The 16365-nt window shown below is 44.1% G+C and carries 15 protein-coding genes; all 15 read left to right on the forward strand.

Annotation, left to right across the window (positions count from 1 at the left end):
* The first annotated feature begins 1 nt into the window (after nt 1).
* Nucleotides 2-244 (forward strand): carbon storage regulator CsrA, encoded by a 243-nt coding sequence (gene csrA / locus ACQKMP_RS17435; protein ID WP_076297902.1) that lies wholly within the window; start codon nt 2-4, stop codon nt 242-244.
* Nucleotides 245-485: 241 nt separating this feature from the next.
* A complete protein-coding gene (locus tag ACQKMP_RS17440; RefSeq protein ID WP_076297901.1) occupies nt 486-1691 on the forward strand; it encodes a flagellin in 1206 nt (401 codons plus the stop codon).
* Nucleotides 1692-1889: 198 nt separating this feature from the next.
* A complete protein-coding gene (locus ACQKMP_RS17445; protein WP_427470150.1) occupies nt 1890-2306 on the forward strand; it encodes a flagellar protein FlaG in 417 nt (138 codons plus the stop codon).
* A 17-nt stretch (nt 2307-2323) separates the two neighbouring features.
* On the forward strand, nt 2324-3862 hold the full coding sequence (gene fliD / locus ACQKMP_RS17450) for a flagellar filament capping protein FliD (protein WP_379424759.1): 1539 nt from the start codon (nt 2324-2326) through the stop codon (nt 3860-3862).
* A 28-nt stretch (nt 3863-3890) separates the two neighbouring features.
* Nucleotides 3891-4289 (forward strand): flagellar export chaperone FliS, encoded by a 399-nt coding sequence (gene fliS, locus ACQKMP_RS17455; protein ID WP_427470152.1) that lies wholly within the window; start codon nt 3891-3893, stop codon nt 4287-4289.
* Complete coding sequence (locus tag ACQKMP_RS17460) at nt 4282-4617, forward strand: hypothetical protein (protein WP_339243743.1); 336 nt, start codon at nt 4282-4284, stop codon at nt 4615-4617. The genes fliS and ACQKMP_RS17460 overlap by 8 nt, the downstream gene beginning before the upstream one ends.
* A gap of 235 nt (nt 4618-4852) precedes the next feature.
* A complete protein-coding gene (locus ACQKMP_RS17465; RefSeq protein ID WP_019915069.1) occupies nt 4853-5050 on the forward strand; it encodes a cold shock domain-containing protein in 198 nt (65 codons plus the stop codon).
* Between the two features lie 387 nt (nt 5051-5437).
* Entirely contained in the window at nt 5438-6883 is a 1446-nt protein-coding gene (locus ACQKMP_RS17470) for an S-layer homology domain-containing protein (protein WP_427470155.1), read from the forward strand.
* Between the two features lie 229 nt (nt 6884-7112).
* A complete protein-coding gene (hpf, locus tag ACQKMP_RS17475) occupies nt 7113-7661 on the forward strand; it encodes a ribosome hibernation-promoting factor, HPF/YfiA family (RefSeq protein ID WP_427470156.1) in 549 nt (182 codons plus the stop codon).
* Nucleotides 7662-7940: 279 nt separating this feature from the next.
* Nucleotides 7941-10448: a preprotein translocase subunit SecA gene (gene secA, locus ACQKMP_RS17480; protein WP_042192370.1), complete on the forward strand. Its 2508-nt coding sequence runs from the start codon at nt 7941-7943 to the stop codon at nt 10446-10448.
* Between the two features lie 364 nt (nt 10449-10812).
* Nucleotides 10813-11926 (forward strand): peptide chain release factor 2 gene (gene prfB / locus ACQKMP_RS17485; RefSeq protein WP_143759238.1). Its coding sequence is split into 2 segments (ribosomal slippage): nt 10813-10884 and nt 10886-11926, totalling 1113 coding nucleotides; the frame shifts between segments, so codons are not numbered across the junction.
* 151 nt (nt 11927-12077) lie between these two features.
* Nucleotides 12078-12962 carry a YitT family protein gene (locus ACQKMP_RS17490; protein WP_427470158.1) on the forward strand — a complete coding sequence of 295 codons (885 nt, stop codon included), beginning with the start codon at nt 12078-12080 and terminating at the stop codon, nt 12960-12962.
* A gap of 175 nt (nt 12963-13137) precedes the next feature.
* A complete protein-coding gene (gene argC, locus ACQKMP_RS17495; RefSeq protein ID WP_076285680.1) occupies nt 13138-14193 on the forward strand; it encodes an N-acetyl-gamma-glutamyl-phosphate reductase in 1056 nt (351 codons plus the stop codon).
* Nucleotides 14194-14213: 20 nt separating this feature from the next.
* Nucleotides 14214-15446, forward strand: coding sequence for a bifunctional ornithine acetyltransferase/N-acetylglutamate synthase (argJ, locus tag ACQKMP_RS17500; protein ID WP_341126672.1), 1233 nt, complete (start codon nt 14214-14216; stop codon nt 15444-15446).
* A 41-nt stretch (nt 15447-15487) separates the two neighbouring features.
* On the forward strand, nt 15488-16318 hold the full coding sequence (gene argB / locus ACQKMP_RS17505) for an acetylglutamate kinase (RefSeq protein WP_427470160.1): 831 nt from the start codon (nt 15488-15490) through the stop codon (nt 16316-16318).
* The last annotated feature ends 47 nt before the right edge of the window (nt 16319-16365 follow it).

Below are 16365 nucleotides of genomic sequence, written 5' to 3' on the forward strand. Positions count from 1 at the left end.
TATGCTTGTGCTTTCTCGAAAAAAAGGGGAGTCCATCGTCATCCAAGATCAGATAGAGCTGACGATCTTAAGTGTGGAAGGTGATACGGTAAAGGTTGGTATTTCTGCACCGAAGCATGTCGATATTTTTCGCAAAGAAGTATATCTTTCTATACAAGAATCTAACCGCGAATCCGTTGCTCCACAGCAGTCTGATCTGAAGGCACTGATCCATCAACTTCGCAAAGTGAATAATAACGATTAATGGTTATAACGTATATACTGAATTCAGAATCTGGGACTGCACGAATGCAGACTCAGGTTTTTTATTTGATTTAAGAGATTTATTCAAGGAATTTCAAAAAAACTTCAATTTGCTCTAAACACTTGGATACATACCGTCGATATATGTAGTAGACGCTGATCCGGCAGGGCGGCCGACCTTAATGGTTCGGCGTTTACCACATGGATGTGGAACTAACTCAATTTCAGGGAGGAAATATCTAATGATTATCAATCACAACGTAACAGCCTTAAATACTCATCGTCAATTATCCATTAACACTGCTAACACTAGCAAAAACATCGAGAAACTGTCTTCTGGCATGAGAATCAACCGTGCTGGCGATGACGCTGCTGGTCTCGCGATCTCCGAAAAAATGCGTGGGCAAATTCGTGGTCTTGACCAAGCTTCCCGTAACGCTCAAGATGGCATCTCTTTGATTCAAACAGCTGAGGGTGCATTGAATGAGACACACAGCATCCTGCAACGTATGCGTGAACTTGCAAACCAATCGGCAAACGGTACTAACACAGAAACTGACCGTGGAGAAATTCAGAAAGAGATTAACTCACTAACTTCTGAAATCAACCGTATCGGTAACACCACTGAGTTCAATACTCAAAAACTATTGAATGGCGATAAAAACGGAGCTGGTTCTGCCAAGGTAGACGCAGTAGCGGGTGTATTTAAAGCGGGCGTAGTAGATCCGACAGCAGCATTCACAATCGATGGTACAACCATTGCTGCTGGATCTGCTGATCTTGCTGGGCTGATTACATCAATTAATGCAGATGCAACGCTGGGTGCTAAGTACACTGTTACTGCGGGTACAGGTGGGGATGCTGGCAAATTGATCATAACCCAAAAAGCAGGTGCAGAAGCAGATCATACTCCAACTATTGGTGGCGGTACCCTACTTGAAACAGTAACAAAAGGTGTAGCAGCAAAAGCTGCAGTAGTAGCTGACGATGCTAAGAGTATGAAGTTCCAGATTGGTGCAAACCAAAACCAAAGCTTGACTCTTGATGTTGCTGACATGAGAGCATCCGCGTTGGGTATTACTACTGCAGGTACGACTGATAAACTTGCTGTAACTGATGGTACAAACAATACAACTACTGAACAGGCTCTTGATGTAACAACTCATGAGGATGCAGCAAATGCAATTACAAAGATCCAATCAGCTATTGATAAAGTTTCCGGCGAACGTGCGAAATTAGGTGCAAACCAAAACCGTCTGGAACATACAATCAATAACTTGGGAACTTCTTCCGAGAACTTGACTGCTGCTGAATCTCGTATCCGTGACGTAGACATGGCAAAAGAAATGATGTCACAAACTAAGAACAACATCCTTGCTCAAGCTGCTCAAGCTATGTTGGCTCAAGCTAACCAACAACCACAAGGCGTTCTTCAATTGCTTCGTTAATTTAAAAATTAACTTTATAGCTTTACAGAAAGAACCTTGGATTTTTTCCAAGGTTCTTTTTTTTGAATATTTGTGATTATTAATAAAACTTCGCAATTCCCGGGATTTTTTCAGGTTTATCTTTCTTAAGTCCTAAATTATCCCTGAATCTAACCGATATAAAGAGTATAAAATGAGCGTTGGTGGAGGTCGGGCTTTATGAATGTACAGTTTTCTCTTTCTGCTAGTTCTGCTAGTTCTGCTAGTTCTGCTAGTTCCGTAACAAGTGTACAGGGTGTATCTGAAGCAAAGTCCAGTACTGCATCGGTGTCATCCATAAATCAAGAAACGCCTATCCGAAATGCTAAGGATATGAGTTTGAGAGAGAAGCAGGGCGTAAATGTGTCTGTTGCGGAAGAACAACTCATTCGTACCATTGAACGGGCGGTGAAATCTCTACAGGGACCCCAAACTACACTGCAGATCAGCATCCACGAGAAGACGCATGACATTATGGTCAAGGTGCTTAATAAGGATACCGGTGAACTCATTCGCGAAGTTCCCCCAGAGAAAACTCTGGATCTCGTAGCTAAGATGATGGAAATTGCCGGAATACTTGTAGACGAGAAAATTTAGGAGTAGGAGGTGCTGTTTTGGTTACACGTGTAAATGGATTTTCAGGGATGGATATCGATAGCATGGTAAAGAGTATGATGACCGCTAAGCGTGTCCCCTTAGATAAGCTTAATCAACAGAAACAGATCCTTAACTGGACTAGAGACAGTTATCGCGAAATTAATAGTAAGTTGGTTGATTTTCGTACAAATAAACTTACTGACAAATATGGCGTTAACTCAGCCTTGAATGCCAATAAGGCTGTTACAAGCGGTAATACGGAAGCGCTAACCGTTGAAGCTACAGCAACTGCTAACGGAATTGATATGAAAGTAAGTATTACTCAGCTGGCTACCAAGGCTACAATTGAATCAAATGGTGCAGGTTCTGGTTTAACTACAGCTTCTTCACTAGCTAAGGCAAAGACTAACGGTTCAAATGTTGAGATTACGGATGCTGATAAGGCAGAGAAATATAGTTTGAAGATCAATGAGCAAACTTTTTCTTTTACAGGAGCGACAGAGATTTCTACTGTTATTGCAACGATTAATGGTAACACTAAAGCTAACGCTATCGCGAGTTTTGATGAAGTCACTGGGAAGCTGATTATTTCATCTAAGACTTTTGGAAGTAAAGGTGCCTTATCTATTGAATCAGTTGATGGTAGTAATAATTTATTTGAGGCTTTTAAAGGCATTAAACAATACACTGGTAAAGATGTTAAACCTGGCATGGATGCTATTGTATTTGTTAATGATACGATGATAAAAAAAGATAGTAATAGTTTCTTGATTAACGGGGTCCAACTGACATTATTGGCTACAACATCCACCCAGACCGATCCTGAGGTGAATCCATCAACAGGAACGGATAAGCCTATTACAATCAAAACTCAATCAGACCCTCAAAAAGCTGTAGATGCAATAAAAGGATTTGTTGAAGATTACAACAGTTTGTTGAAATTGTTGAACGATAAAATAGCTGAAGAGAAGTACCGCGATTTTGCACCATTGTCTGATGAACAAAAGTCAGCAATGAAAGAGGCAGATATCACGACTTGGACGGAAAAAGCCAAAAGCGGACTTTTGAAAAACGATGATATATTAAGAGAAGCAGTATCCTCTTTGCGTGGGGTTATTTCGAACCAGATCGGTGCCTTGAGCTCTATCGGGGTGACTACCGGATCTTACTTTGAGGGAGGAAAACTGAAGTTAGATGAGACTGCTTTGAAAAAGGCTCTTGCCAACGATGCTCAAGGGGTTATGGATCTACTCCAGGGCCCAGCCAGCGCCTCCACTACAGGGGTATTTGACAAGTTAGCTAGTAAAGTCAATAACACACTGGATGCACTAGTCTCGAGGGTAGGTACTAACAAGTACTCGACTGATCTTACCAGTACCTTCAAAGAAGAAAGTGTTATGGGGAAGAAGCTCAAAAATTATAACACTCGTATAAGCGATATGTTAACCATGCTAAATAATGCCGAAACACGCTATTACAAGCAGTTCTCAGCAATGGAAACGGCAATGAATAAATTACAGGCACAGTCTTCCAGTCTTTTCCCCACATCCAGCTAAGAAATTTATAAAATAGAGGGTGAGATTATTGATTACATCTCCGTATGAGAAATACCGTCAGTCTTCTGTTCAAACCTCAACACCTGCACAACTAGTAATTATGTTGTACGATGGAGCTATTCGCTTCGTGAGAACAGCAATGGATGGACTCAGTAAACAGGACTATGAGAAGACAAGTCTTAATTTTGGTAAAGCACAATCTATAGTTAGTGAGTTAATGAGTACATTGGACTACTCCTATGAAATCTCTAATAATCTTTATTCACTTTACGAATATACAAATCATCTATTAATTGAAGCTAACATCCGCAAAAGCCCAGAAAAAGCGGAAGAGGCTATCGGCTACCTTACTGAACTTCGGGAAACTTGGCTCCAAGCATCCAAAATCGCTGCAGGCCAGGGACAGGCTGAAAGTGCTCATGGATGAGTTAATTCAGCACTTGAAGGAACTAACCTTGGACATTACGGACAGACTCGATGAGACTACCTATGAGGAGTTAGAGCTTTTTGTCGAGGATCGTCAGGAGCTTGTCGACTCCATTGCAGAACAAGCCGAAATTTGTAAGTCGACGTCCGCACAAAAACAAGAAATTAATCGAATTCTGGAATACGATAATGTGATTTTAGATAGAATGAACGCTCTTCGTTTGGAAGCCCAAGACTGGTTGCAGAAGCGCAATCAGGCCAAGGTACAGCGCAGCGCCTACGAGGCCGCTTATACCCCAGATAGTTTTCTAATGGATCGTAGAAAATAATATATTTCGGTGTTTCACTATAGGAGTAGACGGGTATTAAAAACCGTCTGCTCTTTTTTTGATCCTTACGCCGCAGCTATTTCTTGATTATGGTAAATTAAACGTCCTATTTTACGTGGTAAATTATTGCATGTAAACATTTACTTTTCCAATTGACAATGAAGAAGTTACGGTGGTATAGTCGATTTGTGAGCAAGACTCACGTTCATCTGATGACGAAGGGAATGTTTAATCAATGGAAGGTAAAGTAAAATGGTTTAACGCAGAAAAAGGTTATGGTTTTATCGAGACTGCAGACGGTGGCGACGTATTCGTACACTTTTCCGCGATTCAAACAGATGGTTTCAAGACTTTGGATGAAGGCCAATCCGTAGAGTTCGATATCGTTGAAGGCGCACGCGGACCACAAGCAGCTAACGTAATCAAATTATAATCATACGGCTAAGCCGACCTACATATAAGTAGATGGTTAGCAATTTAGACAGCGCTAGCAAGGATCTTGGGAATTCTCCCGAGGTCCTTTTTTTGTGTGCTTGGAGCCCCCGCAAAGTACCTGAGTATGCATCGAAGTAAAGCTCCACTTTGTGGGGATATTTTGTGTGCTCATAAGCCTCTATCAAGGTTGTTAATAGAAAGAAAATAGCGTACTTTGTAAATTTATAATATGGAAAATGTTAGAACTCTTCGAAATGTGGGTAATAGCTTTACGTTGAGCTGTTTATCTTACCTCGACGCACACTATGTTAGCCTAGGCCAATACTTCCAAGAAGAGATTCATATAGCCTACGCTATCAAAACTTTTAGGAGGATGATTAGCAGGATGAAAAAGAAGTTGCGCGGTCTTATGACCGGAGTTTTAGGAGTTAGTATGTTATTAGGATCTCTTGGCAGCGTATCTGCCGCCTCCGTACCTAAGGATATTCAAGGTCACTGGGCCCAAGCTCAGCTACAGGAATGGTTAGATAGTGGATACCTTGGAGGATACCCAGACGGTACAGTTAAACCCAACAAGGCAATTACACGTGGAGAGTATGTGACTCTGGTAAATCGTCTGTTCGGTTTTAAAGAAAAAGCAACTGTAAGCTTTAAAGATATGAAAAGCACAAACTGGAACTACAGTGAAGTGGCTAAAGCCGTGGAAGCTGGCTATATCGGAGGATACGAGGACAATACGTTCCGTCCTAATAGTCCGCTCACAAGACAAGAGGCAGCAGTAATGGCTGCGAAATTACTTAAATTGAGTACTAATAGCACTACTAGCAAATTTAAAGACAATGCACAAATTGCAGCATGGGCAAAAGGTGCAGTAGCCGCTGCAGCGGATAAGAAGATCATTAACGGTTATCCGGACGGAACCTTCGGTCCTAAGAGATCGTTAACACGTGCAGAGGCTGTAGGTATCATCAATACCTCAGTCATCTATTATCCAGGTAGTGGTACAGGTGGTGGAGTAGTTCCTACCCCAACGCCAACGGCTACTCCGACACCAACAGCTACACCAACCCCAACAGCTACCCCTGGTGGTAGTACAGGTGGAGGCAGCGGTGGTGGATCTGGCGGCGATAACGGTGGAGGAAATGAAACAAAACCAACCGTATCTGGGGCAACCTATGGTAACGTTGGTTCGGTAACAGCTGATGTGTACCTAACTCCTTCCGTAACGGGTGCTGTGTACTATGTTGTAGCTCCTTATACTACTAATGTAAGTGTACCAAGTGCCCTGCAAGTAGAAAAAGGACAACTTAGTGACGGAACTGCAGGCGTGTATCATGGTAGCGCTGCTACTGTAGCTAAGACAAAGGTTACATTCTCGGTTTACGGATTGAATCCTGGTACGGAGTATGCGACTTATATTGCGGTAGCTGATGCTTCAGGTAATCTTTCTGATGTAACTACCGTCCGATTAACTACTGCTCAGGCAACAGCAAACTCGATTACGCTTTTTGAACCAGGACAAGTAGGTACAGTTACAGCAGATGTATATGTTAAATATGGCGTGACTGGTGGCGCTCCAACACCGGTAAGATATGTAGTATTGCCGGCAAATGAAAAAGCGCCTAGCGCAGCACAGATTGCTGCGGGGCAGGATAGTACAGGTGCTGCATTGAATGCACCATGGACCGGCACACCTTCCATTACTCCAGGCGTAAAATATACACAAACTTTGACTGGATTGTCAGCTAAAACTGCTTATAAGGTATACCTTATTACAGGATCAGGTACACAATTGTCACCTGTAGAAATCATCCAAATTCATACTAAGTAACTTAATCTTATACTGTCTCAGTTTGGGAATATAAGAATGGAATTCGTACTATAATAACGACAGGTTTACTCTTGGTCCGGTGAGGCGAATAGTTGCTCTTACCGGACTTGTTTTATTTGTGAACACTACGACAATATTTGTTATCTAATTGTAAGGGCTGTAAGGAATTACTTTTTACTTAGCCTTAACAATTTGGTATAATGAAGGTGTAACTAAAGGAGGAGTGGCCATGCAATTCACCATTCGAGGTCAACAAATTGACGTGACCGACGCTTTGAGAGAGTATGTTGATAAGAAGCTCAGCAAACTTGAGAAGTATTTCGAAGCACCCCCTACCTCTGAAGGGTCTGTGACGCTTGGCGTAGTTCGCGGCCTTCATATGGTGGAAGTAACCATTCCGCTTGCTGGCGTGACGCTTCGTGCGGAAGATCGCAGCGATGACATGTATGCTTCCATAGATGCCGTTGTGGACAAGCTGGAACGTCAAATTCGCAAACACAAAACGAAGATCAATCGTAAGTTCCGTCAAGAGGGACTGAAGACGCTGTTTGTGGATGGAGCTAGTACCGCTGTTGCTGTAGAAGAACAAGATTATGATGATTTAGAAGTTGTGCGGAACAAACGCTTTACAATGAAGCCGATGGATGTGGAAGAAGCAATACTTCAAATGAACATGGTGGGACATAATTTCTTTGTGTTTTCCAATATCGACACCTCGGAAGTAAGCGTAGTTTACAAACGTGATGATGGTAAATATGGACTGATTGAACAGGGCTAAGATACAATGATGCCAATTATGCTCTAAGTATAAAGGGCCTCGAGAGTTAGTCAGAACCTAAGAAATTTAAACCGAGCCCCTATTCGCTTGTAGCGAATAGGGCTCTTGTGCGTATAAGCGACTATATTTGAAAAATGTGGCTGATACACCTTGTATTGCGGCATCTCTTACAAACTGTTACAATTTATGAAGCAGCGGAATCGAATTTATAAATGGCCCTTTCAATTTTGTGAGGATGGGCTCGGTTCCACCATCTGTGTTGCATGAAAGGGGTTAACCATGCTAGGACTTGTAAAGAAAATATTCGGAGACACCAACGATCGTGACGTTAAACGTCTCATGAAGACAGTCGATGTAATTAATGGATTGGAACCGGAATTTGTAAAGCTATCTGATGAACAGTTACAAGCTAAGACAGCAGAATTCCGTGCCCGTATTGAGAAAGGCGAAACTCTGGAAGAAATTCTTCCTGAGGCATTTGCAACCGTACGTGAAGCTTCCAAGCGGACACTTGGTATGCGGCATTTTGATGTGCAGTTAATTGGTGGTATGGCTCTGCATGAAGGCCGAATCTCCGAGATGAAAACTGGTGAAGGTAAGACACTAGTAGGTACATTGCCAGTGTATTTGAATGCTTTGCTAGGTAAAGGCGTACACGTAGTAACGGTCAATGACTATTTGGCTCAGCGCGACAGCGCACAAATGGCACAAATCTATAACTTCCTGGGCATGACGGTTGGGGTTAACCTGAGCGGTATGGACCATGCTGATAAACAAGCTGCTTATGCCTGCGATATTACGTATGGCACAAACAACGAATTTGGTTTTGATTATTTGCGTGACAACATGGTGCTTTATAAAGAGCAAATGGTTCAGCGCCCTCTGTATTTCTGTATTATTGATGAAGTGGACTCTATTCTTATTGATGAAGCACGTACACCTCTTATTATTTCCGGACAAGCTGAGAAGTCTACAGAATTGTATTTTTCAGCAGACCGTTTCGTGAAAAAGCTTAAGGCTGAAGAAGACTACACAGTTGATATTAAGGTGAAGTCTGTAGCCTTGACTGAAAAAGGTGTGGCTACTGCTGAGCGCGCTTTTGGTATTGAGAACTTGTATGATCACAGTCATGTAACTTTGAATCACCATATCGTCCAAGCCCTAAAAGCAAATGTAATTATGCGTCGTGACGTAGATTACGTTGTAAACGAGGGTGAGGTCGTTATTGTTGATGAATTTACAGGACGTCTAATGTCAGGTCGTCGCTATAGCGATGGGCTGCACCAAGCGATTGAAGCGAAGGAAGAAATCGAAGTACAGAATGAGAGTATGACTCTTGCAACAATCACATTCCAGAACTACTTCCGTATGTATCGTAAACTCGGTGGTATGACAGGTACAGCGAAGACTGAGGAAGAGGAGTTCAAGAAGATTTATGGTCTTGAAGTTCTTCAAGTTCCTACGAACAAACCAAATCAGCGTGTAGATATGCCGGATGTGGTCTACAAGAGTGAGAACGGTAAGTTCAAGGCTGTTGTGGAAGAAATTGTAGAGCGTCACAAAAAGAACCAGCCGGTACTGGTTGGTACAGTGTCGATCGAGAATTCAGAGCTCGTATCTGAAATGCTGAAGCGCAAAGGTGTTAGACACCAAGTGCTTAACGCGAAGCATCACGCTGCGGAAGCAGAAATCATTACCCATGCAGGTCAGCCAGGTACAGTTACGATTGCTACCAACATGGCTGGACGTGGTACGGACATCGTTCTTGGTGAAGGTGTGACAGATCTTGGAGGTCTGCATATCATTGGTACAGAGCGTCATGAATCGCGCCGGATTGATAACCAGCTGCGCGGTCGTGCGGGTCGTCAAGGTGACCCTGGTTCTACACAATTCTACTTGTCGCTTGGCGATGAGCTTATGAAGCGTTTTGGCGCTGACAACGTTCTGACTATGATGGATCGTCTCGGATTCGAGGAAGATCAGCCGATTGAGAGCCGCATGATCACACGTGCGGTTGAATCTGCTCAGAAACGTGTTGAAGGCAATAACTTTGATATCCGTAAAGTCGTATTGCAATATGATGACGTGATGAATCAGCAGCGTGAAATTATTTATAAACAACGCCGTGAGATTCTGGAGTCTGATAATATTAAAGATGTCGTGCTTGAAATGATCAAGCCAGTAATTGAGCGTATCGTTCTAGCACACTGCAGCGATGATATTCCTGAGAACTGGGAACTGCAAGAAGTTGCTGATTACGTAAACAGCAAGCTGCTTGAAGAAGGTGCTTTGACCCGTGATATTCTATGGGGTAAGGAAGCTGAGGAGATCATCGAGTTTATTTTCGAACGTGTGCTTGAGAAATATGCTGCACGTGAAGAACGTCTGGGTTCAGAACTCGTACGTGAATTCGAGAAGGTAATCGTGCTTCGTTCCGTAGATAGCAAATGGATGGATCATATTGATGCAATGGATCAATTACGTCAAGGGATTCACTTGCGTGCTTACGGTGGTACGGATCCACTTCGTGAATATCAATTCGAAGGCTTTGAGATGTTTAATACTATGACTGCTACGATTCAAGAAGAAGTAGCTACTTATATTATGAAGGCTCACATCGAGGCGAATCAGGAACGTCAATCCGTTATTGATGAAGACAAGATCTCTACAAACAGCGAACCTGTTGAGAAACGTCCGGTTCATGTTGAGGCTGTGACTGGCCGTAATGATCTTTGCCCTTGCGGAAGCGGCAAGAAGTACAAGAATTGCCACGGTCAAAACGCATAAGACAAACGTTTAGTAGCGCTCATATTCAGGTGTTGAAGATGTAAGTCTTTAACCCTGATCTCTATGGGTATACTAACCATAAAGAGCGGCTGGGCCCGGGGGTATCCCCCGTTTACGGCCCAGTCGCTTTTTTGGATCTTTAGCACTTGAGTGAATTTGGAATGGAGAGAAGGTTTGGAACTGTAGAAACGGAGTGTTCGCCTTTGTTTCGAGATTCCAACCGCTATGCGGTTATCAATTCAAGGAATCTGGAAACAACAGCGATCGGAAGTCCAATCCTTCTCGGAATGGCTGAACATTCACTCATTACTAACTTTCCAATAGCGAAGACCGTAACAACCCATTTTGAAAGGTGAAGTGACCTATGATAGAACCAAATGTAAAGCAGGATCTGCGTGAAATAGGCAAGAAACTAACTGACCTTAGGGGGTCTCTTTGACTTAGATCTTAAGCAAGAGATGATTTCTAACTTTGAAGAGAAAATGGCGGCTCCAGGATTCTGGGATAATAGTGAGCAAGCGCAGAGTGTAATCGCTGAGATGAACGCTGTGAAATCTTCCGTAGATCAATACGAGAAGCTTCAGCAGGAATACGATGATGCTGCGATGATGGCAGAGCTTGCGGATGAAGAGGGCGATGAGGATCTGGCAACAGAAATCGGAGAGACGATCCGTAGCCTAGGCAGTAAAGTGGATGAATTCGAGCTGCAATTGCTGCTTAACCAACCGTACGACAAGTTAAATGCTATTCTTGAGCTTCATCCGGGTGCAGGCGGAACAGAATCCCAAGACTGGGGACAGATGTTGCTGCGTATGTACACACGTTGGGCTGAGAAACGTGGATTTAAGGTTGAAGTGCTCGATTATTTACCGGGTGATGAAGCAGGAATTAAGAGTGTTACACTGCTTATCAAGGGCTTCAACGTATATGGATATTTAAAAGCTGAGAAGGGTGTCCATCGACTAGTGCGGATTTCTCCGTTTGACTCTTCGGGTAGACGCCATACCTCTTTTGTGTCCTGTGATGTCGTTCCGGAAATTACGGATGATGTAGAAGTTGAGATTCGGACTGAGGATCTTAAGATCGATACGTATCGTGCGAGTGGCGCCGGTGGACAGCATATCAATACCACGGACTCTGCGGTACGGATTACTCACTTGCCGTCGGGCGTAGTGGTAACCTGCCAGAACGAACGTTCACAGATCAAGAACCGGGAACAAGCGATGAAGATGCTGCGTTCCAAGCTTTATGAACGCAAGCTGCAAGAGCAGCAGCAGCAATTGGATGAGATTCGCGGCGAGCAATCCGAAATCGCTTGGGGCAGTCAGATTCGTTCCTATGTATTCCATCCGTATAACATGGTCAAGGATCACCGTACTTCCGTGGAAACAGGTAATGTGGGTGCAGTGATGGACGGAGACCTGGACGCATTCATTGATGGGTACTTGCGTAGCCAGATCAAGGTTGAGGCGGATTAAGGGGTTTTTTCGGGAATATAGGAAAGTATAAGCTTACTCCATACTTTATCTTTATATTTTTTTAGGGGAAACGGATACCATTCTTTAATATGGATGGAATAGCCGTTTCTTCTTACGTAGAGCAAGATGACACTTTAAGGAGCGCCATGAAATGCAAAAAATCAATTCTCGTAATAAACCCCCGCTGATTCCACTGAATGGACCCGTCCGTCATGTGGTGGATACAACGCTTATTCTGATCGGTTCGCTAATCACGGCACTGGGGTTTAATCTTTTTTTTCTGCCTAATCATATAGCTTCTGGTGGTGTATCGGGTCTTTCAGTATTGGCTGAAGCTTGGTTTGGGGCTGAACCGGCATTTACACAGTGGGCGCTTAATATTCCATTGTTTGTACTAGGAGTAATCTTCCTGGGGAAACAATACGGCGTTCGCTCATTGCTCGGAAGCTTTGTGTTGCCGCTATTTATCTTGTTGACAAAAGATTTGCCTGCACCTACAACCAATCCACTTTTAGCCTCCATTTATGGCGGTATCTGTGTGGGGGTGGGACTTGGCGTTGTATTCCGCGGACGGGGCTCAACAGGTGGACTTACGATTTTGGCGCAGATCATTCAAAAGATATCTGGTCTCAGCTTCTCGGTTTCCGTTGTATTGCTGGACGGGACGGTTATTGTGCTGGCTGCATTTATACTCGGCATGGAGCAGGCGCTGTATGCGCTGATCGGATTGTTTGTTACAGGTAAGGCCATTAATGCAATAGAAGTAGGCTTCCGTTATACGAAGGTTGCTTATATTATCTCGGACAAGACAGATGAAATATCTGCGGCGATATTAAATGATCTGGATCGTGGTCTGACAAAGCTGGACGCACATGGCGGGTACACTGGAGATGCACGTACTGTTCTGATGGTTGTGGTAGGTCAGAATGAAGTATCAAGGCTAAAGGCGATTGTTCAATCCGTAGATACAAGTGCATTTGTTATTATTACCGAAGCACATGAAGTGTTAGGCGAAGGATTTAAAAGAGAAGCGTAATCTCTCCTACAGGGGAGGTGACGCTTCTCTTTTTTTCTAAATGAGGTTATATTTAGGATGAATAAAGTTCACATATTATGTTGTATTTATATTAATAGGGATGTATAATAATACATATTTCTAAGACGGTATGCATTATATTAAATAATATATTCATGATAAGCAGGAAGTGGGGATGACAGTGGAAGGCAAGCTGAGGGCGGCGATTGTTGGATCAACGGGTTATGGAGGCGTAGAGCTGATTCGGTTACTACAAAGTCATCCTAAAGTAGAAATTACTTCGGTAATTTCCTCATCTAGTGCAGGGGATGCGATAGAGGAAGGGTTTCCTCATTTGACGGGCATTATTGACCGAAGGCTGGATGGCGTTGATCCGGCGCAGATGGCTGAGCGGGCGGATGTGGTTTTTACGGCTACGCCGTCTGGTGTAAGTGCAAAGCTGGTGCCGCAGCTGCTGGAAGTTGGACTTAAGGTCGTAGATCTATCCGGTGATTTCCGATTGAAGGATGGCGCAGAGTATGAGCACTGGTACAAACATACAGCTCCTGCTGATGAGTACCTAGAACAAGCTGTGTACGGACTTTGCGAGGTGTTCGGAGAGCGTGTGGCCGGGGTTGATTTTATATCTAATCCAGGCTGTTATCCTACGGCTACACTTCTTGGACTAATTCCTGCGATTCAGGCAGGCTGGATTAAGCATGACAGTATTATTATTGATGCCAAATCCGGGGTTACCGGAGCAGGACGCGGAACGAGCCTGATGGTGCATTATGCAGAGATAAACGAGAACTTAAAAACTTATAAAATAAATAAACATCAACATATACCAGAAATCGAGCAGACACTCACGGAGATTGCTGGAGAAAAGGTAACCGTAACGTTCACCACACATCTCGTGCCTATGAGCAGAGGAATTATGAGTACGATGTATGCTGGAATGACGGGCAATTATACGGAGCAGGATTTTGTGAATTTATATCGTGAATATTATGCGGGCAGACCTTATGTGCGGGTGCGCGATGTAGGTGTGATTCCAGCGACAAAAGAAGTTAGCGGCTCTAATTATTGTGATATCGGATTCGCGACAGATGCTCGTACAGGGCGGGTGACCATAGTCTCCGTCATTGATAACGTTGTAAAAGGTGCGGCAGGTCAGGCAATACAGAACCTTAATTTGATGATGGGATGGGAGGAAACCCTTGGCCTCGGCTACACACCTGTGTATCCATAAGGATCAGCGGTACAAATAACATGAGCGAGATTGAATTATTTACTACCTTGGAAGGTGGAAGCATTACTTCACCTAAAGGATTTAAGTCCGGAGGACTGCACTGTGGATTGAAAAAAACAGACCGCAACGATCTCGGAGTGATTCTTTGTGAGGTTCCAGCTACGGCTGCTGCCGTGTATACGACAAATGTTTTTCAGGCGGCTCCTCTGAAGGTGACGCGAGAAAGTCTTGTGAACGGAACGTTGCAGGCGGTAGTCGTGAACAGCGGGAATGCTAATGCCTGCACAGGTGAACAAGGCGAGGCCGATGCTTATGAGATGCGCGCTGCTGCGGCTCAACATTTGGGTGTAGAGGTTAATGATGTTGCTGTCGCCTCGACTGGTGTGATCGGTGAGCTGCTGAAGATGGATTGCGTACGTAGCGGTATTGCTGCAATACCAGAGAAGCTGGACGGTGGGGCTGCTGGAGCGGAAGAATTTTGTCAGGCCATACTTACAACTGATTTAGTTAAAAAAGAGGTTGCCGTGAAGGTGCTTGTTGGCGGTGTAGAAGTTATTATTGCTGGAGCTGCGAAGGGCTCCGGGATGATTCATCCTAACATGGCTACCATGCTCGGTTTTATGACTACAGATGCTGATATTTCAGCGGAAGATTTACACAGTCTACTTCGTTCTGCTACGAACGTTACTTTTAATATGATTACAGTTGATGGAGATACAAGCACGAATGATATGTTAGTGTCGATGGCGAGTGGGCTTGCAGGTAATGAGAAGCTGACCCGACTGCATCCGGATTGGGACGCTTTTGCCGCAGGATTCACGTATGTCTGCCAGACGCTTGCCAAGGCGATTGCACGTGATGGAGAAGGTGCGACCCACCTGATTGAGGTTCAAGTGAATGGTGCTGTTCATGACGAAGCTGCTGCAGCGATTGCCAAGACAGTGGTGGGTTCTAGTCTAGTGAAATCTGCTATTTTTGGAGCGGATGCGAACTGGGGAAGGATCATTGCTGCGGTTGGACGCGCGGGTGTACCAGTATCGCCGGAGCGTGTGAACATTTCGTTAGGTGATATCGAGGTGCTACTGCATTCGAAGCCGGTTGCTTTTGATGAGGAGAAGGCTTTGGCCTATTTGCAAAAAAGTGAAACTGTGCTGATCACTGTAGATTTGCATGATGGAACCGGAAAGGCTACAGCTTGGGGCTGTGACCTAACTTACGATTATGTGCGTATTAACGCTGCATACCGTACCTAATTTGTGGCGGCTTAAGTCCACAAGGGAAGGATACCGAACTTATGACGCTAAATAGCGAGCTTGAACTTATAGATGCATTAGATGGTAGTGGATTGTTTGTGATGAAATGCGGAGGTAGTACGCTGGCTGCTCTTCCTGATTCTTTTTTCGAAGATTTACGAGATTTGCAGCAGGAAGGCATTCAGCCTGTAATTGTTCATGGCGGAGGGCCAGCCATTTCAGAGAATCTAGTAAAGCTGGGCATTGAAAGCAGCTTCGTGAACGGTCTGCGAGTAACCACCGAGGCAGTACTAGATGTCGTAGAGATGACGCTGGCAGGGAGTATCAACAAGGCGATTGTAAGGCGAATTCAAGGAAGTGGCGGTCTAGCTCTAGGGCTATCCGGCATCGATGGAAATATGATTACTGCTAGACCCGTAGCTAATAGCGCTGAAGTAGGTTTGGTAGGCGAAGTAACGGAAGTGAAAGCTGATATCGTAACAGGGATTATAGGTATGGGATATATTCCTGTCATTGCACCTATCGGTGTAGATGCTGCAGGTCAGCGCTACAATATTAACGCAGATACAGCAGCAGGGGCAGTCGCTTCTTATGTAGAGTCTCCCCAAATGATCGTAGTTACAGATGTGCCTGGCATTATGAGTACGGTGGAGGGTCGAAAGGTTGTGCTTCCATCCGTTACCGTACAGGAAATCGAAGCTTTAATTGAAAGTGGAGAAATCTACGGCGGCATGATCCCAAAAGTACGGGCAGCTATCGATTGCATTCAAGGCAGCGTTTCAGAGGTTATTATTGTGGATGGAAAAGAACCGCGGGTGCTTAGCCGAGTACTACAAGGTGAAGCGATAGGCACACGTATTATTCGTTCGTAGAATCATAGATGAATATCAATTAGAGGTGCAGCCTGGTACACAGGAGC

The organism is Paenibacillus sp. NPDC101420, from assembly GCF_050277435.1.
Taxonomy (GTDB): domain Bacteria; phylum Bacillota; class Bacilli; order Paenibacillales; family Paenibacillaceae; genus Paenibacillus_AQ.